Here is a 24741-nt window from a genome sequence, read left to right as displayed (position 1 = left end):
TGATCAGAACGGAGGAGTTACGATGACCACGGTTGTGAAAAACCCTATATCCAAGATGGTAGATGGAAAGCGTGTCATTGTGAAGAAACCTGAACTACTGGCTCCTGCTGGTAATCTGGAAAAATTGAAAATAGCTGTTCATTACGGTGCAGATGCAGTCTATATTGGCGGACAGGAATACGGCCTGCGTTCAAATGCCGGGAACTTCACCCTTGAAGAGATGAAAGAGGGCGTTGAGTTTGCAAGGGTTTATGGTGCCAAAATATATGTGACAACCAATATCTATGCCCATAATGAAAATATGGATGGCCTGGAAGAATACTTACGTGGACTTCAAGAAGCGGGAGTCGCGGGTATTATTGTAGCAGATCCCCTCATCATTGAGACATGCAGGAGAGTCGCTCCGAATGTGGAGGTACATTTAAGTACCCAGCAGTCACTTTCAAACTGGAAGGCAGTCCAGTTCTGGAAAGAAGAAGGACTTGATCGTGTTGTATTGGCCCGTGAAGCAAGCGGCGACGAAATCCGAGAGATGAAGGAAAAGGTGGATATTGAAATTGAGACCTTTATTCATGGAGCTATGTGCATTGCCTACTCCGGCCGCTGTACATTAAGTAACCATATGACTGCCCGTGATTCAAATCGTGGCGGGTGCTGTCAATCATGCCGTTGGGATTATGATTTATATGAAGTCGACGGAGAGAATGAAAATCCTCTTTACGACAACGGTGATGCTCCTTTTGCCATGAGTCCGAAAGATTTAAAGCTGGTTGAATCAATTCCGAGAATGATTGAATTAGGCATTGACAGCCTGAAAATCGAAGGACGTATGAAGTCCATTCACTATGTAGCCACTGTCGTAAGTGTATACCGTAAAGTGATTGACGAATACTGTAAAGATCCCGATAACTTTACGATTAAACAAGAGTGGCTGAAAGAACTGGATAAATGTGCGAATCGTGACACAGCTCCAGCGTTCTTTGAGGGAGTTCCTGGCTTTAAGGAGCAAATGTTTGGTGTTCATAATAAGAAAAATACAAACTATGAATTTGTCGGACTTGTGTTAGATTACGACGAAGAAACGCAAATCGTCACCCTGCAACAAAGAAACCATTTTAAAACAGGACAGGAAATAGAGTTTTTCGGACCTGAAATCTCAAATTTCACGCAAGTCGTCGAGAAAATGTGGGATGAAAAAGGAAATGAGCTTGATGTTGCACGTCACCCATTACAAATTGTGAAATTCAAAGTTCATCAGAGAGTATATCCTGATAACATGATGCGAAAGGAGAACACCTAATACTTATGAAGCATAAACCCGTTGTGATTGGTGTAGCAGGAGGATCCGGCTCAGGTAAAACAAGTGTCACCAAAGCCATTTATGAGCAATTTCAAGGTCATTCGATTTTAATGCTGCAGCAGGACTATTATTATAAAGATCAATCGAATCTTCCTTTTGAGGAACGTTTAAAAACCAATTATGATCATCCATTAGCATTTGACAATGATCTATTAATTCAACATCTGCACGGTCTTTTAGATCATCAACCCGTAAATAAGCCGGTTTATGATTATAAAATGCACACCCGTTCAGACGACACGATTCTCGTTGAACCGAAAGATGTTATTATTTTAGAAGGAATTTTAGTATTAGAAGATGAAAGATTGCGTAACTTAATGGATATTAAGCTATATGTAGATACAGATGCCGATCTTCGCATCATTAGAAGGATGCTTCGTGATATCAAGGAGCGTGGCCGTTCCATTGATTCCGTCATTGATCAATACATTACAGTTGTTCGTCCTATGCATAATCAATTTATCGAACCGACGAAGCGATATGCTGATGTGATCATTCCTGAAGGTGGTCATAATCACGTAGCCATCGATTTAATGGTAACAAAAATTCAAACAATTCTTGAACAAAAGTCATTTTTGTAATACGATAGCATAGATAAAGACATAAAGGTAGAAGTTACATTTTCCCACATTGTAAAGAAGCAGGGAATGGAGAGAGAATGAATTCTCTCTCCATTCCCTACCTTTACATAACTAGCAAATGAACATTTACATAGAGAGTATGGGGAAACTCTTAGATAGCAGAAGGAGTGAAGAGGGTCATGAGTACAGAAAAAGTATTTCCTATGACAGCAGAAGGTAAAGCTAAATTGGAAAAAGAGCTTGAGAATTTGAAAACGGTTAAACGTAAAGAAGTAGTAGAGCGTATTAAAATCGCCCGAAGCTTTGGAGATTTATCCGAGAACTCAGAATACGACGCAGCGAAAGATGAACAAGCATTTGTTGAAGGCCGTATTTCTACTTTAGAAAACATGATTCGCAATGCGAAAATCATTCAAGAAGATGATATGAATTCAGATACAGTACAATTAGGTAAAAAGGTAACGTTCGTTGAACTGCCGGACGGAGACAAAGAAACATACACAATCGTCGGTAGTGCAGAAGCAGATCCATTTGAAGGAAAGATTTCAAATGATTCACCAATCGCGAAAAGCCTTCTTGGCCATAAAGTAGGCGCGGAAGTAAGCGTTCAAACTCCAGGTGGAGAAATGAATGTGAAGATTGTGGAAGTAAGCTGATCATGTAGGAGGGGCTCATTAGCGGGCCTCTTCTTTTTTTATGCCGGGAAAAAGATTATTTCACCCGAAACTCGTCAACAATGGGGACGAGGTGACATTATGAAACGTAAACGAATCAGGCTGCTCAGTATCTTCTTATTACTCTCTCTCTTTGCCTTGTCAGGGAGACTGATGCAATTGCAATTATTTCAAACAGAATCCTATTCGAAACATAAAATCAATCTTCTTGAAGAAAGTGTATCTCAACGAACACAACAATTGGTGATCGATGAAGGGCGTGGAGAATTTCTTGATCGAAACGGTGAGCCTCTTACGTTTACGGAAAAGAATATTCTCGTTCTTTTTCCATTTCTAAAACAAATCGAATGGCCAGTAGAAAAAGTGGCGGGAATCCTTCATGTCCCTCCCAAAACCATTCAATCTAAGGTTGAAGAAGCGAAAGGACCTATCGTATTTGGCGGAAAAGAACCTTTACAGCTCACCGAAAATCAAATGAAAGAAATCAATGACCTTGAAATTCAAGGAGTGTTTGCACTCACGAAAAAGTTCAAAAGTAGTGAAGTGCCTGCTTCACAGCTGATTGGTGTGACGGGAGAAAATGCCGACGTGTTCCATAAGCGTTACCCGGATAAAGTAAAGGGGGCCAATCAGAAAATTGGCGTGTCCGGGCTTCAAGAGAGCTTTGATGAATGGCTGGTAGCAGAAGAGGAAGCGAAATTGATCTATCATGTTGATGCAATCGGTGGCCCATTATTCGGTGTGGATGTAAAATATTTGGCGCCAGCCAATCCATTCTATCCCCTTAATGTGAAAACGACGATTGATGGGAAGATGCAGCAAGCATTGGAAGAGGTTGCAGATACGTATAACATTCAAAAGGGAGGATTACTGCTCCTTGATATTGAAAAAAGCGAAATTGTCGCAAGTGTCTCAAGACCTGCGATGAGCAGCCGTGACCCGTTCAGTGGCGGGGCAACGAACTACATGCTGAAAGCGTTGATCCCCGGCTCTGTGTTTAAGACCGTTGTCGCCGCTGCAGCCATGGACGAAGGGATTGTGGATGAAAGCAGGCTATTTGCATGTGATGAAGATATTCGAGGCGGTCGTGCAGAAAAGCCACACGGAACTATCAATATAAAAACGAGTCTTGCCGTCAGCTGTAACCGGACGTTTGCGGATTTGGCCAATGAATTAACGGAGAAAGATACCCATCTTCTTGATGAATATGCTGAAAAGATCGGCTTGCTTGGTGATATTGTCTGGAAAGGGGATGTCTTTCATTACGAAAGCTTTCCTCAGCTTCAAGTAAGCGAAGGAAGGATCTTTGCGTCGGAAGAACATAGAGATGAACCCAAACTTGTTTCTCAAACTGGGATTGGACAACAAGAAGTTCGAGTCACTCCTCTGGGCATCGCCAATATGATGGCCACCATCGCCAGGGGAGGAGAGAAATATCAAGTGAGTGCCGTATCCGCCGTCGAGTACCAAAATGGAACGAAGATGTTTTCCTTCCCCAAACAAAAGCAGGAGGGTGAGACGATTACTCCATATACGGCAATGAAGCTTCAGCAGTATTTAAGAGGAGTTGTAAACTCACCTGAAGGAACTGCTCCATACCTGCAAACAGCTGCCTACACCATTGCCGGTAAAACGGGAACGGCGCAAACAGGTAATTATCGGGGTGAAGAAGCGAAAGAAAATGAATTGTATATTAAATGGTTCGCAGGATATTTTCCCTTTGAAAACCCTAAATACTCCCTGGTTGCCGTCAACATGGATGTGAAGATCGATGAGGGTGGGATCTACCCGATTTTCAAAGATAGCGTAGATGCCATATATAATCTTGAAAACGATTAAACCTATTGTACAATGGTCCTGTGACCTTTTTCCCTTTCTAATGAAAGTGGCTGAATCCCTAAGAATGGATAATGTTTCGCTTTATTCTTTTCCTCTTGTCATGTTAAAATGTTTAGGATAATAGGGAGGGAAACATAATGGCGAAATACCAATCTCGATTAGATAAACGATCCAAGAAGAATACAAATAAAATTTTGAACATAATGATTGCAGTCGTACTTTTATTGATTGTCGTTGTCGGAGCAACAATAGTGATGGGAGACGGCGATGAAAAGGCATCATCCGGTCTTGCGAATACAGAAACAAAAGAATCAAACAAGAGCAATAATAATGTTGAAAAAGACGATAAATCTGTTTCTTTAGATGAGGATAAAAAATCTGAGGAAAAAGAGAATGAAAATAAAAAAGACGAAGAAAAGAAAAGCGATGAAGAAAAACAAAAAGATGAAGCTTCTGATGAAAAGCAGGACACTGTTAAATTAGAAGGTGAAGACCAAAGTGAATTAAAAGTAGAAGATAGTGACGATCCAAATGTGAAGCAAACAATGGTGCATCCTAACTGGAAGCCAATCGGTACAGAGCAAACAGGTGAACACGTATCTTCATATGATTTAGGATCAGCCGACTGGCAGGAAAAAGTAAAAGCTACGTCGTATGCAACGGGAATTCCTGAAGATAATATGACCGTTTGGTATATTGAAGGGAACGGCGGCCCTCAGAAATCCATGGCTACCGTGACAGCTAAAGATACAAAAACGCCATACAGAGTGTACCTGCAGTGGGTGGACGGCAAAGGATGGCAGCCTACGAAAGTACAGGAATTAGTGGAAAATGATAAAGACTAATAATAGATGAAAAAGGCCCTTTCTCTTGGAAGGGCCTTTTTCAATGAATTACTTCTTTACTTTAAAATGAACCGCAGCACTATACAACCTCCTGCCATTTTCATCAATTGAAACGGCATGATCCACATGGTGTACACTAAGCATGATCGCTTTATTATGCTGAATTTGTTCATCTACCTTCTTTTCTAATGTTCTTAAATTATCTGCTTCAAAAAATTCCACTTTATCTTCTATTAAGTCAAATGAAATATTCATAAGATTCTCCTCCTCATTTGCTTGTGGCAGGTTGTCTCCCCTTATTTTAGAGTCACAAAACGGATTTTACAATTATTATTTGTTGAATTCATTAGGAGAATATGATAATTTAATAACAGTTTAAATTTTAATTCATAGTATGTTTATAGGAATTATAAACTTAATGTAGCAGAGGTGCTAAACCATGGGTAGAGAATTTTTGGATTTGTTTCAGGATTGGGCAGATTCTTATGACGATACAGTTACTGGAAAAGACGTTGAATACCAAGCGGTCTTCGAGGAGTATGAATCCATTCTTGACGAGGTTGTGTCCCGTTCTAAGGGAAGGGTCGTTGAATTTGGTCCCGGTACTGGAAACTTGACCAAGAGATTACTGGATGCAGGGCTTGAAGTGGTTCCTTTTGAACCTTCTCCTGAAATGAGAGCGATCGGAATGCAGAAGCTTGGAGAAGACGTGACGTTTAGGGATGGTGATTTCCTGGACTTTTCTTTAGAAGGAAGGGCAGATTCCATCGTCAGCTCCTATGCATTTCATCATTTAACAGATGAAGAAAAGGGAAAAGCTTTTAGCATATATGGAAAGCTCCTAGCACAAGGTGGTAAAATAGTATTTGCCGATACGATATTTGAAACGGATCAGCACTATCAAGCCGCCATATCCCAAGCAATAAAAAAAGAGTATTACAATCTGGCTGAAGATTTAAAACGGGAATATTACACAACCTTGGAGGTTCTAAGGGAGTTATTGAACCAGAATGGATTTTCAGTTCGATTTAAGCAAGTGAATACCTTTGTTTGGATTATGGAGGCGACTAAACAGTAGAAAGAGGTTTTTAGTAATGAAAATCGCCATCATTGGAGCAATGGAAGAAGAAGTAGCCTTACTTAGAGAAAATATTTCAAACCCTGTAGTGGAAACAATCGCAGGGTGTGAATATACAAGTGGAATGATGAAAGACAAAGAAGTGATCTTACTTCGCTCAGGAATCGGCAAAGTGAATGCAGCGATGTCAACAGCTGTTCTTCTACAGCATTTTAAACCGGATTGCATCATCAATACAGGGTCAGCAGGAGGGTTCGATCCTTCTCTAAATGTTGGTGATGTCGTCATCTCAACAGAAGTAAGACATCATGATGTGGATGTAACGGCTTTTGGATATGAATACGGTCAGGTACCGCAGCTTCCTGCAGCATTTACAGCAGACGAGAAATTAATGAAAACGGCTATTGCCAGCGTGAAGGAACTGGGAGATGCTCAAGTGGTGTCAGGATTAATCGCCACGGGAGATTCATTTATGAATGATCTGGTGCGAGTGGAAGCGATCCGTGACAAGTTTACTGATTTACAGGCAGTAGAAATGGAAGCGGCTGCCATTGCGCAAGTGGCTCATCAATTCCACGTACCATTTGTCATCATTCGATCTCTTTCTGATATTGCCGGCAAGGAATCAGATGTTTCCTTCGAGCAATACTTAGAAAAGGCAGCACTTCACTCTGCTAAAATGGTAATGAGCATTGTAGAGTCTGTATAATACAAGGGAAATATGGCTGACCCAGGTACCAACTTTCTCCTAAACTCATACGGAACAGATGTGTTCAGGCGAGCACTCTATTCGTGTATACGGAGAACAGGGATGGTGGATGGGTCAGCTTTTTTTATAAAGGGGGATTGAATACATGGACGTGTATAAAAGCGTACATGACCTGATTGGGAATACACCGATTGTCGAGATTACAAACTTCCCATTGAAGAAAGGCGTTCGCCTCTTTGCCAAGCTGGAGTTTTTCAATCCCGGGGGTAGTGTGAAGGATCGTTTAGGCCGGGAATTATTAGAAGATGCCATTCGCAAAGGTAAAATAAAACCGGGAGGCACCTTCATCGAACCGACTGCAGGGAACACGGGAATCGGCCTGGCTCTCGCAGCTGTGAATTCTGGATACAACGTTATGTTCTGCGTACCTGAAAAATTCAGTATGGAGAAACAGGAGCTTATGAAAGCATTAGGAGCAAAAATAGTCCATACTCCTACCGAAGAAGGAATGAAGGGAGCCATCGCAAAAGCAACTGAACTGGTGAAGGAAATCCCTAACTCTTATTCTCCTCAGCAATTTGGAAATGATGCTAACCCCAATACGTATTACAAAACATTGGGACCGGAACTCTGGAGCCAGATGAACGGCGAAATTCATACGTTTGTTGCAGGTGCGGGGACAGGTGGTACCTTTATGGGGACAGCTCAATTCCTCAAAGAAATGAATGGAAATATTAAAACAGTGATTGTCGAACCTGAAGGATCCATTTTGAATGGCGGGTCAACGGGACCTCATAAAACTGAGGGGATCGGTATGGAATTTTTACCTCACTATATGGATTCAAGCTATTTCAATAGTATCCATACCGTAACAGATGACAATGCTTTTAAAAGAGTAAAAGAGCTTGCCTTGCTGGAAGGTTTACTGGTTGGCAGTTCTTCTGGCGCTGCACTTCATGCCGCATTACAGGAGGCAGAAGAAGCTCAATCCGGAAGTCACATCGTAACGATTTTCCCGGATTCAAGTGAGCGCTATTTAAGTAAGAAAATATATGAAGGAGGAATCTAATCATGAAAAAGAAAACACAATTAATACACGGCGGTATCCCGACAGATCCTCAAACAGGTGCTGTATCCACTCCCATTTATCAGGTGAGTACGTATAAACAAGATGAAGTAGGAAAGCATAAAGGCTTTGAATATTCGCGTTCCGGAAACCCGACCCGGCACGCCCTTGAAGAGCTTATTAAAGATCTGGAAGGCGGGGAAAAAGGTTTTGCCTTCGGATCGGGAATGGCGGCTATCACAGCGGTTATGATGTTGTTCAACAGCGGAGATCATATTGTGATGACAGACGATGTTTATGGAGGAACGTACCGCGTCATGACGAAGGTGTTAAATCGCGTCGGTATCGAGTCCACCTTCGTTGATACAAGTGATACCAACAATATCGAAAGTGCCATTAAGCCGAATACAAAAGCTATATACATTGAAACACCTACAAATCCATTATTGAAAATTACCGATATCGAGGCTGCAGCTTCATTAGCTAAGAAGCACAATCTGTTGACGATTGTAGATAATACGTTCAGCACGCCATATTGGCAAAATCCAATCAGCCTGGGAGCAGACATCGTTCTTCACAGTGCAACGAAATACATCGGCGGACACAGTGACGTTGTGGCAGGACTGGTCGTTGTGAATTCCGAAGAGCTTGCTGAAGAGTTATTTTTTGTGCAGAATTCCACAGGTGGGGTTCTTGGACCACAGGATTCATGGTTACTGATTCGGGGCATTAAAACATTGGGGCTTAGAATGGAAGAACATGAAGAAAACACGAAGAAGATAGTCGAGTACCTTACATCACACCCGAAAGTATCAAAGGTTTACTATCCGGGACTCGAAACCCATCCGAACCACGACATTGCCAAGAAACAGGCATCCGGCTTCGGTGGTATGGTATCCTTTGATGTGGGCAGTGAAGAAAATGCTGATCGTCTCCTCACGAACACCAAATACTTTACATTAGCTGAAAGTCTGGGAGCTGTAGAAAGCTTGATCTCGGTTCCGGCTCGCATGACTCACGCATCCATTCCGGCAGAGCGCCGAAATGAGTTAGGGATCACAGACGGATTAGTACGTATATCTGTAGGTCTTGAAGACGTGGAAGACCTGATTGAAGATATTGAAAATGCCCTTTCAAAGTAATTCGTCAACTGGTAGAACTGGTATCAATTACATGGTAGCTGACATGCGTCAGTATGTTACCATAGAATGAGAGTTTACTAGTTCTAAAGTAGGTGAATGCACATGAAGAACGCAAAAAAAAGAACCATTCAACAAAAGATGAACGACTTCAAACGATTTGGTTTTACGTTACTTGCACTTAGTGTCTTTATGTATTTAGGGGTCATTATTCCAACAGAAACCGTCACACCTAGTAAAACGATCACCCTCATGACAGGGACCGTTGTTTTACTCGGATTGTCACTTATATTTTTTACAAAAGCGATCAAATACAAAAAAGATATGCAATCTATAGATGAATAGATCATGTAAAGCGGGTTCTCATTGAGGACTCGTTTTCTTTTTGTCGTTTTCAAAAGTGGATGGCTGTGAGCCTTCACCCGCATATGGGGTCTCATCCCATGGTTTTGTATAGATTCTAAAAAAATAAATTCATTTTTTGTATGAGTGAAGTGTGAAAACTTGGACCGTTCCTTTCCGCTCCAATCCACTCTGTGCTAATTATTTATTTACCTATGGGTTATTGATAAACAAACATAAAATAGTTCCAATTGTAGATATGTAGATAGTTTGTTTCATAAAACAAATTATCTACACAGGATCGCATAAACAAAAAATTGATAACGAATATTAGGGTAATAAGTCAATTTAGTCTTTCTTACTGCCAGATCGGATCATTGGAAATCATATCCTATACATTCTATATTTGTTATTTTGACCTTTATGCTCTGTCACGAAAATCTTCTATAGATGGTGAGGGGAACTGCGGAGACTCCTGCGGAAGAACGGGCGTGCCGAGCCTCCTCAGCTAGCGTAGCAGTTCCCCTCACCATCCAGCACATTCTCATTGACAGAGCCCGCGGAAGGTCTGATGTCTTAAAATCACAAAACTATGAAAAAGAACACTCTAGAATAATGTGGAAATTTGTAGAAAAAATAATGAGGAAAGTGGTTTACTTTCTAATGGAAATTGGATATACTAACCAATGTAAGAAAAAAATCACAAGAGGGAGGTCGAAGAACATGTTCATGCTTATTGGAAAAATAGACACAACTTCATATTGTTTTCATCATTCGACCGCTTGTGGGATGCTTCACGCTTAATTTTTAAATCCATTAAATGATAGCCACAGGGAGAATGCAGGTTCCTGTGGCTTTTTTGTGCCACAAGGATCGGACTCTTTGTGGCTTTTTAGTATGCCTTGCAGCCCTGCAGGCACTTTGAAAGGGGTGATACGTATGACACTGAATCTTTTATTTATTACGGTAACGTTCAAAAAGAAACAAGAAACATTTGAAGAAGTGACTCACAATGAAACGGTTTCAAAGTTCTATGAAGAAACGAAAACCAAGAACCAGTACATGTCCCAGTTGTTCTAAGGTAATATCAAAAAATGGAGAGGAGAATGAAATATGATTTATGTACAGGAGAAAAGGCTAAATGCGCTATGGGTAGAGAAGGATACTGCCTAACGAAACAGAAGGTGGGTGGAACGATGTTTTTAAATATTGTTTTTTGGTCGGCTCTCTTCCATAAAAAGAAGAAGCAGGATAAGAAATAGAATGAATGGGGGGATGCCTTTTTCGGAGGGTGTCCTCCTTTGTTTTAATGGGATTAAGAGGGCCGTAAGACAGACACAGTTCCGTCAATCTTTAGTAATAAGTTGTTCACGATTGAGAGGGGAATATCCGGCTTTTCGTGATACATTAATAGTAAGAGGAGTAATACTAATTACTGCTAAAGAGGGAGTGAGATTACGATGTTTTCAATGATAATGGGTCTTATCGTAACATCTGTGATTGGTCTGATTATTGCCGCTGAAGTCAGTGTTGAATAGCAAATAAAAAAAGCGATCCGAGCCTGGATCGCTTTTTTCATGATTTATTGCGTTTTTCTTTTTCTTCACGATAAAATTCATGAAACATCTTCATCAGTGCCCTTTTCTCGATTCGTGATACATAACTTCTTGAGATTCCCAGTTCCTTGGCAATTTCCCGCTGAGTCTTTTCCTCTTTTAAGTCTAATCCGAATCGCCCCACAATGACTTCTTTTTCTCTTTCGTCGAGAACACAAATATATTTTCTTACTTTCTCCAGTTCCATGCTTAGTTGAATCGTATCGATGACATCATCACTCTCAGACTTTAAGATATCAATTAAGCTGATTTCGTTTCCTTCTTTATCTTGGCCGATAGGATCATGAAGAGAGACATCTTTTTTCGTTTTCTTGAGAGCACGAAGATGCATAAGAATCTCATTCTCGATACATCGTGCCGCATAAGTTGCAAGCTTGGTGCCTTTGCCTTCTGAATAACTTTCAATTGCCTTGATCAATCCGATGGTCCCGATGGAAATTAGATCTTCTGGATCTTCGCCTGTGTTTTCGAATTTCTTGACGATGTGAGCAACCAATCGCAGATTATGTTCAATGAGCATATTACGGGCATGCTCATTTCCTTCTGCCATCAGCCTTAAATATTTCTTTTCATCTGCTGCAGATAGTGGTTGAGGGAATGCATTATTCTTAACGTAAGAAACGAGGAAAATTAACTCTTTAAAGAAATACCCCAGTGCTGTTAGAACTCCAGACATGTTTACACCTCCATAAGGACTTAAGCCTATATTCATTCATATGATAAGAAGGGAATGTCCTTGCATGTCCCTGGAAAGTAATCAAAGAAAAGGCAAACTTTCTTAGCCGGTAAATCCCATATTTAAGGTGAAAAATGCCTATACGCTCTTTCCCTATGTACATATACTAGTAGTAAAAGTAAGTGAGGAGGTATTGTAATGCCGTATGGGTACCCTTGTTATGGACCAGTCTATCCAGGTTACTATGGTGGTGGAGGATTCTACTTCGCGTTAGTTGTTGTATTACTAATCTTACTTTTCCTATTTGGTGGATGGTGGTACTACAATAACTGTTAGCCTGACAAGTACAACCTTATATCCGAGCAGAGCCCTGTTCCATGGGAACAGGGCTCTGTTATCATCCTTACATCTTCTTTAAAGTAAACGGGCTAATCATTAAAATGGACAGAATGATGGTCATACATAAAATGAGAACACCTGAAACAAATGGGATGGCGAAATAGCACAGGGTCAGTAAACATCCGGCTACGGTTATTGGCAAGCCCGTAAAGTAGCCATCGTTCTCTGAAATATTGAAGCGAGCCAATCGAAAAGCTCCGCACCCTATATAAAATATGACGAAAAACATCCCGGGAAAGTCATACTGATTCAGAACAGCTGTATACAGGAGTAATGCCGGTGCTACGCCGAATGATATAATATCACTCATGGAATCCAACTGCTTCCCTAATTCTGACTCAATGTTCAATCTCCTCGCAACCATCCCATCAAAGCGGTCTGTTAAGGCTGCGACGAAAATGAGTAACAAACATAGGTTTAATTGGTTATGAAGAATAGAAATGATAGCAAATCCACCTAAAGATAAGTTGGACAAGGTAATGAGGTTGGCCGTTTGGGCCTTAAGCTTTTTAAATGTTTGATCGACGACTTCGGAGAGAAACAATCATTACTCACTCCTTTTAAATAAGTTTGCTCACCATTGAACATAATTTCTGCCTGGGATTTTCACGTGTCACATTACTTGCAGAAACAAGGGCCCTGAGGTCACTGTTACATCCAATGGTGAAAAAAGATTCTTATAAATATAGTATATAATAATATTTTATTATATACTTATTAAACTGTTAAAGTTAATCGTTTTTTAGAAATATGTGAGGGATTATAATGAAGCAATCCATTTATCGTCTTTTTATTGAACTAACAAATAAGAAATGGTCCTCTTATATGATCAGGAAATTTGTACAGTCACCTTTGAGTCGGCCGTTTGTTTCATCATTCATTAAAACGTACAAAATAAATGTGGATGAAATAGAAGGTCGGGTAGCTGACTATAAAACATTACATGACTTCTTTATAAGAAACCTGAAGGAAGATGCGAGGGTCGTACAATATAGTGAGAAACAAGCAGTTAGTCCAGTTGATGGCTCACTTGCCAGTACCGGAGTCATTTCCGAGTCCCTTGAAATAGAGGTGAAAGGAAAGACGTACTCCATTCTTGATATGCTTGGTAGTGCAGAGAAAGCTTCTGATTATTGCGGGGGAGAATTTGCGGTGTTTTATCTGAGTCCTGCAAATTATCATCGCATACACAGCCCCGTGTCAGGCACGATTCTCGGCAGGTGGTCACTTGGACAGCATTCTTACCCTGTTAATGAGCTGGGGTTGATGTACGGCAAAGAAGCACTTTCAAAGAATTTCCGCTCCATTACGGAGCTTCAACATGTAAAGGGCAAAGTGGCTGTAGTAAAGGTAGGGGCCATGTTTGTCAACAGCGTTGATTATGTTCATGAAGGAAAAGAGTGGAAACAAGGCGAAGAAGTCGCATACTTCAGCTTCGGCTCCACCGTGATCCTTTTATTTGAAAGGGATACATTCCAATTCTCAAGGAACAAAGAAATTCCAAGGAATGTAACCGTCGGGGAAACAATAGGAGATTTCACTCAATAAAAAAGAGGACGGATTTGATATAAATCCGTCCCATTTCATGTTAGTATTCTACGAAGTAGCTTTTATTTTATTAGTAAGAGATCGACGGTGAATTTCCATTTCGATGAGGCGAATGAATTCTGTATTGAGTTTCAACTCCAACGCTTTGAAATAAGAATCAATCAACAGTTCGTCCGATAATTTCCTCATTAATGCCACCTCCATAACCATCATCTTTTTTTATTTCGAAATATTAAGTTTTGTACGTTTTTAAGTAGTAATTAAACTTTACCAAATTTATTTTTTTAGAACAAGCGTTCCGTTATCCACAGTTCACGGTGGATAAGTTGTGACTAACTTGTATATAACTGGTAAATAAGCCATATTCATGTCTTGTATAATGTGAATAAGGTTATCCACAACCATGAAGGAAACTGAAAATTTGTCGAAAAATATTTATTCTCTTTGGGAATATTTATGGAATCCCAGGAATATATGTGATTTATTTTGAATCTGCAGGGAAAATTGGTTATCATTAATCTGTTATAGGTTAAAAGATACTAATAGAAAGAATTTGGAATCCGCAGAAATCAATGGACGTGGAGCTATACAATTTAAAAAAAGTAAAATATTAAAGTGAATAAATGATAAAGAAATTTGAGGTGCTGCAAGTGATAAAGCAATTTTTACCCGATGAACAGGTTCAGGATATTTTCAGTATCCGTCCGGAGTATTTAAAAGAAAAGGGAATTAAAGCGATCATTACAGATTTAGACAATACGTTAGTGGAATGGGACCGCCCCAATGCCACCCCTAAATTAATTCAGTGGTTTAAAGAGATGCAGGAACATGGAATCCTTGTGACCATTGTGTCCAATAATAATAAAAACAGGGTGGGAGCATTTGCAGAACCTTTAGGCGTTCCGTTTATTTTTCAGGCCCGTAAGCCAATGGGACGCGCTTTTAAGAGGGCGATTCAGGAAATGGGTGTGAAGAAGGAAGAATCGGTCGTGATTGGAGACCAGCTGTTAACGGATGTTTTGGGCGGAAATCGAAACGGTTTCCATACGATACTGGTTGTTCCCGTTGCTCAATCAGATGGGTTCATCACAAAGTTCAATCGTCGAGTTGAACGCAGAATAATGAAGTTTTTCAAGCGTAAAGGCATGCTTGAGTGGGAGGATAAAAAGTGAGTCAAGTTGTATGTATAGGATGTGGCGTTGAAATCCAGACGGAGAATAAGGAAGGAATGGGGTATGCACCTCCTTCGGCTCTTCAAAAAGAAGAGATTATTTGTCAACGTTGCTTTAGATTAAAGCATTATAATGAAGTCCAGGATGTCCCCTTAACGGATGATGACTTCTTGAAAATATTAAATGAACTTGGTGATTCAGAAGGGTTGATTGTCAAGATTGTCGATATATTTGATTTCAATGGGAGCTGGCTGCCTGGATTGCATCGTTTCGTGGGGTCTAACCCGATTCTGCTAATCGGAAACAAAGTGGATCTTCTCCCCAAGTCTGTGAAACCCTCCAAGCTGATTCATTGGATGAAGCATGAAGCAAGTCAATTAGGGTTAAAGCCTATTGATGTTCAGTTAGTGAGTGCTGCAAAAGGTCAGGGGATTACCGAAGCGATCGAAGCGATTGAACATTATCGAAACGGGAAAGACGTGTATGTAGTAGGGTGTACAAACGTTGGGAAATCAACGTTTATAAACCGTATTATCAAGCATGTATCAGGTGAACAAGATGTCATTACGACGTCTCACTTCCCTGGCACCACTCTCGATATGATTCAAATTCCACTTGATGACGAAGAATCACTCATAGACACGCCGGGAATTATTAATCATCATCAGATGGCCCATTTTGTTGATAAACAGGATTTGAAAATCATTACTCCCAAGAAAGAGATCAAGCCGAGAACCTTCCAGTTGAATCCGGAACAAACCCTTTTCTTCGGTGGATTGGCACGCTTTGACTTCATGGCGGGTGAGCGTCAGGCATTTACCTGTTATTTCTCAAATGAACTATCCATTCATCGCACAAAGATTGAGAAAGCCGATGAGCTCTATATGAACCATGCAGGAGAACTGTTGCAGCCGCCAAGAAAAGATGATATGGGCACATTCCCTCCACTTGTGAGGCATGAGTTCAGAATTAAAGAAGCAAAAACAGATATCGTCTTCTCAGGTTTAGGATGGATTACAGTGAATGACAGAGGGGCGACCATTGCTGCCCATGTTCCTAAAGGCGTTAGTGTTTTCTTGAGAAAATCATTAATCTAGGAGGGATTCTGTGGCTCTATATGGTGTTATAGGAGATCCGATTGCCCATTCTATGTCTCCCGAGATGCATAATGCTGCGTTCCAAGAATGTGGAATGGATTCTGCATACGTGAAATTTCACGTGAGAAAAGAGCAGCTTTCCCAAGCCATTAATGGAATAAAGGCTTTGGGAATTCAAGGAGTGAATGTGACAGTTCCCCATAAGGAACATGTCATGCCTCTCTTAGATGGAATCGATCCATTGGCAGGGGCGATCGGGGCAGTGAATACGATTGTCAATGAAAACGGTAAGCTGATCGGTTATAATACAGACGGTCTTGGGTTTGTTGAAGGCTTGAAAAATATAGCAGATGACCAACTTGAAGATAAATCGATGCTGATTATCGGTGCCGGTGGTGCTGCGAGAGCCATTTATTATTCTCTTGCTTCTTTGGGAGTAAAGAGAATCGATGTGACCAACCGGACTGCATTGAGAGCAGAAAATATGATTAAAGCGTGCCCTTTCGATTTAAACTCGCGCTTTCTATCTCTTGAGGCTGCTGAAAACAGATTGGACCAATATGATGTAATCATCCATACAACATCTATAGGAATGTTTCCTCATATAAAAGGGAGTCCATTAACGATCAAAGAGTTAAAAGAGGGGTGCATCGTTAGTGACATTATCTATAACCCTTTAGAAACAGCATTATTAAAGCAAGCGAATCAGAAAGGTGCTCGTACTCAAAATGGTCTTGATATGTTTGTGTACCAGGGAGCCCTTTCATTTGAAAAGTGGACTGGAATCTTTCCACCGTATTCGATAATGAAAAACACCGTATTACAACAACTAGGAGGTCAACATGTTAACAGGTAAACAAAAAAGATATTTACGTTCAGAAGCACATCATTTAAATCCGGTTTTCCAAGTGGGAAAAGGCGGAGTCAATGAAAATATGATTAAAACAATCGGAGAAGCGATTGAAGTAAGAGAACTGATGAAAATCAGTGTTCTTCAAAACTGTGATATGGATAAGTCAGAGGTAGCTGACCAGCTATCAAAAGGCGTAGGAGCAGAGGTTGTCCAGGTAATTGGAAGTACCATCGTCCTTTACAAAGAATCGAAGGAAAACAAGCAATTAATCCTACCATGATAAGGATTGATAAAATGATGAAAAAGGTTGGACTCCTGGGAGGGACATTTAATCCTCCTCATATGGGCCACTTGGTTATTGCCGAGCAGGTGTTGAAGAAGGCAAATTTAGATGAAATTCGATTTCTTCCTAATCATGTCCCTCCTCATAAACAGGTGGATGATCGTGTAACGGCGAATCAGCGCCTCTTCATGCTGCAACAAGCGATTAAGGGCAACCCCCACTTTTCCATTGAGCGGATTGAATTGGAAAGGGAGGGTGCCTCTTACACCTACGACACCATCAAGCTATTAACCGAGAGGGAAGAGGAAACCGAGTTTTCTTTTATAATAGGCGGGGATATGATCGAATATCTCCCGAAGTGGTATCGAATCGGAGATCTTCAGGAAATGGTAAGGTTTATTGGTGTCAATCGTCCTTCCTATTCACATGAGACTTCGTTTGATGTTCAGTTGATTGAGGTTCCAGAAATTGATATTTCTTCTTCCTATATTCGCGACACAGTGAAAAAGGGACAATCGGTTCGCTACTTAGTTCCAGATGATGTGTGTCGATTCATAAAGGAGGAGAAGTTGTATGAATAGGGAAAAAGCCTTGGAAATCGTAAAAGACCATTTAACGGAACATCGCTATATACACACTTGTGGTGTCATGGACACAAGTATAGAGCTTGCGAAACGGTATGGAGCCGATGAGAAAAAGGCGGAAATAGCGGCGATTTTCCATGACTATGCGAAGTTCCGGGATAAGCATGAAATGCGAAGAATCATTGTAGAAGAGAAGCTGGCTCAGGATCTTTTGCTGTACAATAGTGAGCTCTGGCATGCACCTGTAGGAGCCTTACTTGTAGAGCGTGAAGTTGGTATACAGGATGAAGATATTTTAAATGCCATTCGCTACCACACTTCAGGAAAAGAAGAGATGACCACTCTGGACAAAGTGATCTATTTAGCTGATTACATCGAGCCGAATCGACAATTTCCCGGGGTGGAAGAAGTGAGGGAACTCGCCAAAGAATCATTAGATCAAGGCATTTTAAAGGCTCTTCAAAATACAATGACGTTTTTAATGAAAAAAAATCAAGCGATCTATCCGGATACATTTCGCTTTTATAACGGATTAATTTTAAACCAGAGGAGATGAAGGAATGGAACAAAATTTAGTAGAATTAGCGTTTAATGCCGCTGATGATAAACGTGCTGAAGATATTGTTGTATTAGATATGAAAGGTGTTTCTTTAATTGCGGATTATTTCCTGATTTGTCACGGGAACTCAGACAAACAGGTACAGGCAATTGCCCGTGAATTAAAGGACAAAGCAGAAGAAAATGGCTATTCAGTCAAACGGTTGGAAGGATTTGATCAAGCACGCTGGATCTTAGTCGACTTAGGTGATGTAGTCGCTCACGTGTTCCATAAAGAGGAAAGAGGTTACTATAATCTTGAGCGCTTATGGGGAGATGCATCTTTCGTCGAAGTTGGACAAGGTGAGAGTCACTAAATGAGTTATGAACGTTTTGCTTATATGTACGATTATTTAATGCAGGACGTCCCATATGATGGCTGGTTGGAGTTTGTCGATAAACAAGCCAAGGCCCATTCAATCCAAGGGAAAAGTGTTCTTGACATCGCTTGTGGCACAGGGGAATTATCGCTGCGCCTAGTCCGGGACGGTTACGATGTAACAGGTGTTGACCTCTCCCAGGATATGCTGATGGTTGCTCAGGAAAAGGCATTAGAAATGAACGTAAAGCTTAATCTGTTTCAACAGGATATGTCAAAGCTTGATTCACTTGGTGAATACGATCTTATCACGATTTTTTGTGATTCCCTGAATTACCTGGAAGACGAACTTGATGTTGAAAATACGTTTAAAAGTGTATTTGCTCATCTGAAGCAGGGTGGCTTATTCCTATTTGATGTGCATTCCATTTTTAAAATGACGCAAATATTTATTAACAAGACGTATACCCTGACGGATGATCAGGTTTCATACATTTGGGATTGCTTTCCTGGAGAAGTGCCCAATAGTGTAGAGCATGAACTGACTTTTTTCGTGAAAGATGAGGAAACGAATCAGTACGAAAGAGTAGAAGAGCTTCACAAACAGCGGACATACCCCATTCTTACCTTAAAGGAATGGTTAAAGGATGCAGGGTTCGAAGTGTTGGAGATCTCTGCAGACTTCACGGGAGAAGCTCCTACAGACCATAGTGAAAGAATTTTCTTTACCTGTAAGAAGAAATAATAAAAAGCCGGATCGTCTCTGAAAAGAGAAATGGTCCGGCTTTTTTGAATGGCCTTATCAAAAGGATTTATAAAAAAGTTCTGCAAAGTTTGTTGCTATTGTAGAGAAGAAAGTACTAGTTGATTTCCGCTCCAGGATGCTCGCTTTCCGCGGGGCTGGCGGTGAGCCTCCTCGGCTGCGCCTCCGGGGTCTCACCTGTCCAGCTACGGGGCTTAGGGGCTCGAGGTCATAAGCCAAGTCTGCCAAAAAGGCAAAGTGCGCCTTTCCGGCAGACTCGTCTTATGCTTGTCGCCCCTGAGCTAAGCCCCTCCGCTTTTCGTACTGTCCAGCTATTCCCGCAGGAGTCGAGCATCCTTCCGCTTCAATCAACATTCTGAGCATGTATCTTTAAGGAAATTAATCAGAACAAGAATTTTAGCAAACAACCTTAATTAAGGGTAGAGATTGATTTCCCTTTTATGAAAGAAGAATTATATTTTCTAGTTAAATGACTTTCTTGTACATGTTGAAGCTCTGTCACGGAAATTATGTTGAAGATGGTGAGGGGAACTGCGTAGACTCCTGCGGAAGTACGGGCGTGCCGAGACCCCGGAAGCGAAGCTAAGGAGGCTCGGCCAAACGTCCGCGGAAAGCGGAGCAGTTCCCCTCACCATCCAGCACACATTAATTGACAGAGCAATGCAGAACTTATGTTAAAAATAACAATCTTTGCGAAAAGAGCGTTAAAAAAGAAGGGAAAATTCATTTTATGTCGAAATATAAAAAAGGAGTCCTGCTAGACTCCAAATTGTGATTTCGTTCCTTCAATGTCATCCACGAACTTTTCTTGTGTAGCTTCAAATAATTTTTCGAAAACATCTCCTAATTCCCTTTCCATGACTGAAATGCCTATTCCGGTCACTCCTCCTTTTACACAAACTTTCTCTTGAAGTGTCGGTAATGTATAAATATTTTTCTTTAATAAGTCCCCAAGACCAACTAGCATTTCGGATGCCAGAACAGTAGCCGTCTCCCTGTCAATTTCCGTCACTTCCACAGCAGCGTTAATAAATCTTTGTGTGACATAACTGAAAAAAGCCGGCCCGCAGCTGACAATGTCAGAAGCCACTCGCGTCACATTTTCATCAATCACTACAGGTGTGGAAATATGCTCAGCCAGCCTCGTTAAATCTCGTCTCCATTTATCTGAACAATGACTTCCATACGTTAAAAGTGACACCCCGCTTAGTGCGCGATTTGTAATGCTTGGAATGAATCGGGCGCAGGAACTGGTCAGTAACGACTCTAGCTGATCCACGCTAACTGGACTGGTTATCGAAACAACGCATTTGTCCTTTGTAAAGCTTTTCTTATTCTCCTGAATCACATCATACACATCATGAGGTTTCACACAAAGGAAGATCAAGTCAGATGACGCAATTACGTCTTCATTTGAATACCTCACATTCACTTTGTTCCATTTCTCTTTTATATCCTCGGCCTTTTTTATTGAACGATTCGTAATATGAAGATGTGAAGGAGAAATCGCTTTTGATTCAATGAGAGCTTCAATAATGATTTTCCCCATGTTTCCCGTTCCAATGATACCTACTTTCATGTGCAGCCCTCCTTCTATCACACTCTCTCCTAAAACTTATGAATTTCTTGCAATGAATATTCCACCAGAGGTGATTTCCTGTGCAGTCCCTAATTGAAAAATACAGAACAGTCCTTGTGATTCTGATGATTTGTGCCATTGTCCTGATTGCATATATATTAAAAAATGCTTCCGCAGCTCCAGTGAAAGAGGCTACTTTTACAGCAGCCCCTGCTAAAAAAGAAAAGGAGCTTGAAGAAGTGGAATCCGTCGAAAAAGTGTATGTTGACGTAAAGGGAGAGGTTGTTCACCCTGGATTATATGAGGTGAGGCATGGCGATCGGCTGAAGTTTGTAATCGATCGAGCCGGTGGTTTCACCGCAGAAGCAGATAAGAAAGTGATCAATTTAGCTGTAAAGGTATCAGACGAAATGATGATTTATGTCCCCAAAATCGGAGAAATTGAAACAACCCGGCTGGCTCCTTCGATGCCCGGGGCCGATTCAGGAAAGGATGGAATAAACATTAATACTGCCACACAACAGGAATTCGAAACCCTGCCAGGAATTGGTCCTGCCAAAGCGTCGACTTTTATCCAATATCGTGAAGAAAATGGTCCCTTTAAGGCTATAGAAGAAATTAAAAACATCTCTGGAGTCGGTGAAAAAACCTTTGAGAAATTAAAAGAATATATTTATGTTCAATGAATTGACGAACATAGGAAGTCTTTATACACTTAAACAGACAAATAAAATGTAGCTAAAAATCAAAGAAGGAGGAATGGGGATGGAAAGAATCGCTTGGCATCAATATTTTATGGCTCAAAGTCAGCTCCTTGCCCTGCGCAGTACGTGTACAAGACTGGCAGTCGGGGCAACCATCGTTCGTGAAAAACGAATCATTGCAGGAGGTTATAATGGGTCCATTGCAGGAGGGGATCATTGTATAGATGAAGGATGTTATGTGATTGACAATCACTGCGTGAGGACGATCCATGCCGAAATGAATGCCCTGCTGCAATGTTCAAAGTTCGGCGTGGGAACGGAGAATGCGGATATTTATGTTACGCACTTCCCATGTCTTCAATGCTGTAAGGCTCTTATTCAGGCAGGAATCAAAACGGTTTATTACGCAAAAGACTATAAAAATCATCCTTACGCCATTGAACTTTTCGAAAAGGCAAACGTCCATGTTGAGAAAGTTGCTTTTGACGAAAGCAGCACCGACGTAAAACACAAAGAAAAAGCCTCCATGATGGTCCAATTAATTGAAGACTTGAGAAAACAGGGTGCTGCAGAAGAAAAGCTCAATTACTATGAACAAGAATACATAAAACTCTTTAATGAATAGAGGAATATGCCTTTACCTGGCATTTTCAGTACTTTCAGGGACGCTGATGGCACTTCAATTCCATTGGGGTGCTGTCGTTCTTGCTTTGCTCCTTCTATCCCTTTTCCTCAGGAAAATGACCTTCACCGTTCTTCTTTTCTGCTTCTTATTTCTTTTCATTTCCTTTTTCAATACCACTATTCAAGAAAAAAGGCAGAAAACCGTTCTGCCATCAGAACCTGCACCAAACGTCTTTCAAATCGTAATCAATGACATACCAACCATCGAAGGAAGTACCTTTGTTTCCTTGGCCAAAATAAAGAAGGAAAAGGTTCTCGTGCGCTTTTATTTCTCTTCAGAGGAAGAAAAACGACAATTTCAACAAGTGAAGCCCGGTTTTGTCTGCGAAGTGAAAGGAGAGTTGACAGAACCCAAACCGAATAAAAATCCAAACTTATTTCATTATAAAAATTATTTAGCTCAGCGGGGAGTTTATTGGATTCTCGACGTACAAGCTTTCGGGGGATGCGTGGATCAAGGCAAATGGAAACACGCCCTCATACATCTGAGATTCAATGGACTGAAGAAAATCGAAAGGGAATTTCCATCTTCAACAGTAGGAGTGACCCAAGCGTTGATGTTTGGGGAAACGAATATGATCTCAGAAGATACGATGCAGGCATTCAGGGAACTCGGCGTCGTTCATTTACTGGCGATTTCGGGCTTGCACGTCGGGTTGATCTTTGCCATTCTCCATTATTTCCTATTAAGAGTAGGCATTACAAAAGAAGCGGTGACATGGATAGGGATTTTTTTACTCCTATGTTACATCGTACTGACAGGAGCATCACCTTCTGTTATCAGGGCATCCTCCATGCTGATTGTGATTCTTATGAGCAGAAAAGTGGCAAAGAGCTTAAATACGATTGACAGTCTGGCGGTAGTGTTCATCATCATTGTATTATACGAACCCTTTTCTATTTTCAATGTGGGATTTCAGCTGTCATTTATAGTGAGTTTTTCTCTTGTTGTATCTTCATCAGCTATTTTAAATACCTCTTCATCCATCGTTCAATTGCTTAAAGTAACGCTTGTTGCCCAGCTATCTTCACTGCCCATCGTCATCTATCATTTCTATGAATTCTCTTTGATAGGCTTTCTCACGAATCTTCTTTATGTACCCCTTTTCTCGATCATTGTTCTTCCCCTTTGCATCATTGTCTATTTTCTGACGTCTTTTCTATCTCTCGAGTGGTTGCTGCTCATTTATAAATACCTTCTGGATTGCATACAATGGATCTCTTCGGCGATTGCATCTTTTCCATTCAGTACAATTGTGCTGGGGAAGCCTCACTTTCTTTTGCTGCTCGGTTATTTCATCGTTATTTACGTTGTGTTCGTTTGGTTTGAACAAAGGAAATATATGCTTTCCGGATTGTTCTTGATTCTTTATGGAGCCTCGCACCTGCTCATCAACACCTATAATCCCTATGGAGAGATCGTATTCATGGATGTTGGACAAGGTGATGCTACATTGATCAAGCTGCCATACAATCGAGGAACCTATCTTATCGATACAGGTGGGGAAATGCAGTTTCCGAAAGAAAAATGGGAAGAGAGAAAGAATCGTTTTTCTGTAGGGGAAGACATCGTCGTTCCTTTTTTGAAAAGTAAAGGTATCACATCCATTGACACCCTGATATTAACACACGGAGATCTCGATCATATTGGCGGAACAGAAGCGGTTCTTGAGGAAATGAAAGTGAAGGAAGTCTTGATCAGCCCTAACAGCGAGGATAAAGGTGAAATGAAAAAAATCGTGAAATTCGCCCGGCAAAAGAGGGTTCCTGTTAAGGAAGCCCGGTATCCATTCAGTTGGGATGGTGATAAGGATGGGCTGCATGTTGTTTCGCCACAGGATGAGGAATATGAAGGCAATAATGACTCCATTGTCTTATATGGAGAAATCGGATCTTTGAAATGGTTATTTACTGGGGATTTAGAAGAGCGAGGGGAGAAAGAGTTCATCCGAACCTTTGATTTGCCGATTGATGTGTTAAAAGTAGGTCATCATGGGAGTAATACGAGTACAACTGAAGAGTTCCTCGTTGAAACGAATCCGTCTGTTGCGGTGATCTCTGCGGGTGAAACCAATCGATTTGGGCACCCTCATCCTGAAGTAGTGGAACGATTGGAGAGAAGAGGAATGACTATATATAGCACCGGAGAAAATGGGGCGATAACCTATCGTTTTTGGGATAAAAAAGGAACGTTTTCAGCCCACCTGCCATAGGATGTATTACAAAACAAATTA

General features: G+C 40.9%; 30 protein-coding genes. 25 read left to right on the top strand and 5 right to left on the bottom strand.

All coding sequences use genetic code 11. The features are described from left to right. Window positions 1-22 precede the first annotated feature (22 nt). From Q1B03_RS04445 to Q1B03_RS04425, 5 genes are all read left to right on the top strand, one after another. Entirely contained in the window at window positions 23-1300 is a 1278-nt protein-coding gene (locus Q1B03_RS04445; protein ID WP_299738606.1) for a U32 family peptidase, read from the top strand. A 5-nt stretch (window positions 1301-1305) separates the two neighbouring features. Then, window positions 1306-1941: a uridine kinase gene (gene udk / locus Q1B03_RS04440; protein ID WP_044339568.1), complete on the top strand. Its 636-nt coding sequence runs from the start codon at window positions 1306-1308 to the stop codon at window positions 1939-1941. 179 nt (window positions 1942-2120) lie between these two features. After that, window positions 2121-2597 carry a transcription elongation factor GreA gene (greA, locus tag Q1B03_RS04435; RefSeq protein ID WP_299738603.1) on the top strand — a complete coding sequence of 159 codons (477 nt, stop codon included), beginning with the start codon at window positions 2121-2123 and terminating at the stop codon, window positions 2595-2597. A gap of 99 nt (window positions 2598-2696) precedes the next feature. Continuing rightward, a complete protein-coding gene (locus Q1B03_RS04430; RefSeq protein WP_299738601.1) occupies window positions 2697-4454 on the top strand; it encodes a penicillin-binding protein 2 in 1758 nt (585 codons plus the stop codon). Window positions 4455-4591: 137 nt separating this feature from the next. Beyond that, complete coding sequence (locus tag Q1B03_RS04425; protein WP_299738599.1) at window positions 4592-5299, top strand: YrrS family protein; 708 nt, start codon at window positions 4592-4594, stop codon at window positions 5297-5299. A 48-nt stretch (window positions 5300-5347) separates the two neighbouring features. On the opposite strand, the gene Q1B03_RS04420 is transcribed toward Q1B03_RS04425, so the two are convergent. After that, complete coding sequence (locus Q1B03_RS04420) at window positions 5348-5554, bottom strand: DUF2536 family protein (protein ID WP_299738597.1); 207 nt, start codon at window positions 5552-5554, stop codon at window positions 5348-5350. A gap of 184 nt (window positions 5555-5738) precedes the next feature. On the opposite strand from Q1B03_RS04420, the gene Q1B03_RS04415 reads away from it, so the two are divergent. From Q1B03_RS04415 to Q1B03_RS04385, 7 genes are all read left to right on the top strand, one after another. Further along, window positions 5739-6377 carry a class I SAM-dependent methyltransferase gene (locus tag Q1B03_RS04415; protein ID WP_299738594.1) on the top strand — a complete coding sequence of 213 codons (639 nt, stop codon included), beginning with the start codon at window positions 5739-5741 and terminating at the stop codon, window positions 6375-6377. A gap of 16 nt (window positions 6378-6393) precedes the next feature. Next, window positions 6394-7086 carry a 5'-methylthioadenosine/S-adenosylhomocysteine nucleosidase gene (gene mtnN, locus Q1B03_RS04410; protein WP_299738592.1) on the top strand — a complete coding sequence of 231 codons (693 nt, stop codon included), beginning with the start codon at window positions 6394-6396 and terminating at the stop codon, window positions 7084-7086. Between the two features lie 145 nt (window positions 7087-7231). Continuing rightward, window positions 7232-8155 (top strand): PLP-dependent cysteine synthase family protein, encoded by a 924-nt coding sequence (locus Q1B03_RS04405; protein ID WP_299738590.1) that lies wholly within the window; start codon window positions 7232-7234, stop codon window positions 8153-8155. A 2-nt stretch (window positions 8156-8157) separates the two neighbouring features. Further along, complete coding sequence (locus tag Q1B03_RS04400; protein ID WP_299738588.1) at window positions 8158-9294, top strand: bifunctional cystathionine gamma-lyase/homocysteine desulfhydrase; 1137 nt, start codon at window positions 8158-8160, stop codon at window positions 9292-9294. 102 nt (window positions 9295-9396) lie between these two features. Next, window positions 9397-9636 (top strand): YrhC family protein, encoded by a 240-nt coding sequence (locus Q1B03_RS04395; RefSeq protein WP_187443288.1) that lies wholly within the window; start codon window positions 9397-9399, stop codon window positions 9634-9636. A 936-nt stretch (window positions 9637-10572) separates the two neighbouring features. Then, window positions 10573-10713 carry a YrzI family small protein gene (locus Q1B03_RS04390; protein WP_172655777.1) on the top strand — a complete coding sequence of 47 codons (141 nt, stop codon included), beginning with the start codon at window positions 10573-10575 and terminating at the stop codon, window positions 10711-10713. Between the two features lie 26 nt (window positions 10714-10739). Further along, on the top strand, window positions 10740-10895 hold the full coding sequence (locus tag Q1B03_RS04385; RefSeq protein ID WP_299738577.1) for a hypothetical protein: 156 nt from the start codon (window positions 10740-10742) through the stop codon (window positions 10893-10895). A 313-nt stretch (window positions 10896-11208) separates the two neighbouring features. On the opposite strand, the gene sigK is transcribed toward Q1B03_RS04385, so the two are convergent. Then, window positions 11209-11925: an RNA polymerase sporulation sigma factor SigK gene (gene sigK, locus Q1B03_RS04380; protein ID WP_299738575.1), complete on the bottom strand. Its 717-nt coding sequence runs from the start codon at window positions 11923-11925 to the stop codon at window positions 11209-11211. A 198-nt stretch (window positions 11926-12123) separates the two neighbouring features. On the opposite strand from sigK, the gene Q1B03_RS04375 reads away from it, so the two are divergent. Further along, window positions 12124-12261 (top strand): hypothetical protein, encoded by a 138-nt coding sequence (locus Q1B03_RS04375; RefSeq protein WP_172655779.1) that lies wholly within the window; start codon window positions 12124-12126, stop codon window positions 12259-12261. Window positions 12262-12328: 67 nt separating this feature from the next. Here the strand turns inward: Q1B03_RS04375 and pssA are convergent, their stop codons facing one another. After that, window positions 12329-12868, bottom strand: a complete 540-nt coding sequence (gene pssA / locus Q1B03_RS04370; protein WP_299738568.1) for a CDP-diacylglycerol--serine O-phosphatidyltransferase — start codon at window positions 12866-12868, stop codon at window positions 12329-12331. A 221-nt stretch (window positions 12869-13089) separates the two neighbouring features. Between pssA and Q1B03_RS04365 the strand changes: the two genes are divergently transcribed. Continuing rightward, window positions 13090-13872, top strand: coding sequence for a phosphatidylserine decarboxylase (locus tag Q1B03_RS04365; RefSeq protein WP_299738566.1), 783 nt, complete (start codon window positions 13090-13092; stop codon window positions 13870-13872). A 48-nt stretch (window positions 13873-13920) separates the two neighbouring features. Here the strand turns inward: Q1B03_RS04365 and Q1B03_RS04360 are convergent, their stop codons facing one another. Then, window positions 13921-14061, bottom strand: a complete 141-nt coding sequence (locus tag Q1B03_RS04360) for a sporulation histidine kinase inhibitor Sda (RefSeq protein WP_044339579.1) — start codon at window positions 14059-14061, stop codon at window positions 13921-13923. A 434-nt stretch (window positions 14062-14495) separates the two neighbouring features. Between Q1B03_RS04360 and Q1B03_RS04355 the strand changes: the two genes are divergently transcribed. The 8 genes from Q1B03_RS04355 to Q1B03_RS04320 are packed head-to-tail and all read left to right on the top strand — an operon-like array spanning window position 14496 to window position 19522. Continuing rightward, window positions 14496-15044, top strand: a complete 549-nt coding sequence (locus tag Q1B03_RS04355) for a YqeG family HAD IIIA-type phosphatase (RefSeq protein ID WP_299738562.1) — start codon at window positions 14496-14498, stop codon at window positions 15042-15044. Next, window positions 15041-16141 (top strand): ribosome biogenesis GTPase YqeH, encoded by a 1101-nt coding sequence (gene yqeH, locus Q1B03_RS04350; RefSeq protein WP_299738560.1) that lies wholly within the window; start codon window positions 15041-15043, stop codon window positions 16139-16141. Before Q1B03_RS04355 ends, yqeH begins: the two co-directional genes overlap by 4 nt. A 10-nt stretch (window positions 16142-16151) precedes the next feature. Beyond that, the gene (aroE, locus tag Q1B03_RS04345) at window positions 16152-16997 is read left to right on the top strand and encodes a shikimate dehydrogenase (RefSeq protein ID WP_299738558.1); all 846 of its coding nucleotides are present in this window, start codon (window positions 16152-16154) and stop codon (window positions 16995-16997) included. Next, window positions 16984-17274: a ribosome assembly RNA-binding protein YhbY gene (yhbY, locus tag Q1B03_RS04340; RefSeq protein WP_299738556.1), complete on the top strand. Its 291-nt coding sequence runs from the start codon at window positions 16984-16986 to the stop codon at window positions 17272-17274. Before aroE ends, yhbY begins: the two co-directional genes overlap by 14 nt. Before the next feature lie 17 nt (window positions 17275-17291). Beyond that, window positions 17292-17858 carry a nicotinate-nucleotide adenylyltransferase gene (locus tag Q1B03_RS04335; RefSeq protein WP_299739640.1) on the top strand — a complete coding sequence of 189 codons (567 nt, stop codon included), beginning with the start codon at window positions 17292-17294 and terminating at the stop codon, window positions 17856-17858. After that, window positions 17851-18417, top strand: coding sequence for a bis(5'-nucleosyl)-tetraphosphatase (symmetrical) YqeK (gene yqeK, locus Q1B03_RS04330; protein ID WP_299738554.1), 567 nt, complete (start codon window positions 17851-17853; stop codon window positions 18415-18417). The genes Q1B03_RS04335 and yqeK overlap by 8 nt, the downstream gene beginning before the upstream one ends. Before the next feature lie 4 nt (window positions 18418-18421). Continuing rightward, on the top strand, window positions 18422-18775 hold the full coding sequence (rsfS, locus tag Q1B03_RS04325; RefSeq protein WP_299738552.1) for a ribosome silencing factor: 354 nt from the start codon (window positions 18422-18424) through the stop codon (window positions 18773-18775). After that, the gene (locus Q1B03_RS04320; protein WP_299738550.1) at window positions 18776-19522 is read left to right on the top strand and encodes a class I SAM-dependent methyltransferase; all 747 of its coding nucleotides are present in this window, start codon (window positions 18776-18778) and stop codon (window positions 19520-19522) included. Window positions 19523-20297: 775 nt separating this feature from the next. Here Q1B03_RS04320 and comER read toward each other — a convergent pair. Further along, entirely contained in the window at window positions 20298-21119 is an 822-nt protein-coding gene (gene comER, locus Q1B03_RS04315; RefSeq protein ID WP_299738548.1) for a late competence protein ComER, read from the bottom strand. Between the two features lie 80 nt (window positions 21120-21199). On the opposite strand from comER, the gene Q1B03_RS04310 reads away from it, so the two are divergent. The 3 genes from Q1B03_RS04310 to Q1B03_RS04300 all read left to right on the top strand — a co-directional run bounded on the left by Q1B03_RS04310 (window position 21200) and on the right by Q1B03_RS04300 (window position 24720). Continuing rightward, entirely contained in the window at window positions 21200-21805 is a 606-nt protein-coding gene (locus Q1B03_RS04310; RefSeq protein WP_299738546.1) for a helix-hairpin-helix domain-containing protein, read from the top strand. 79 nt (window positions 21806-21884) lie between these two features. Further along, on the top strand, window positions 21885-22448 hold the full coding sequence (locus tag Q1B03_RS04305; RefSeq protein ID WP_299738544.1) for a ComE operon protein 2: 564 nt from the start codon (window positions 21885-21887) through the stop codon (window positions 22446-22448). A 46-nt stretch (window positions 22449-22494) separates the two neighbouring features. After that, window positions 22495-24720 carry a DNA internalization-related competence protein ComEC/Rec2 gene (locus Q1B03_RS04300; RefSeq protein ID WP_299738542.1) on the top strand — a complete coding sequence of 742 codons (2226 nt, stop codon included), beginning with the start codon at window positions 22495-22497 and terminating at the stop codon, window positions 24718-24720. Window positions 24721-24741: the final 21 nt, after the last annotated feature.

Source organism: uncultured Rossellomorea sp. (assembly GCF_947488365.1).
Lineage (GTDB): Bacteria > Bacillota > Bacilli > Bacillales > Bacillaceae_B > Rossellomorea.
This window is presented reverse-complemented; position numbering and strand designations above follow the sequence as displayed.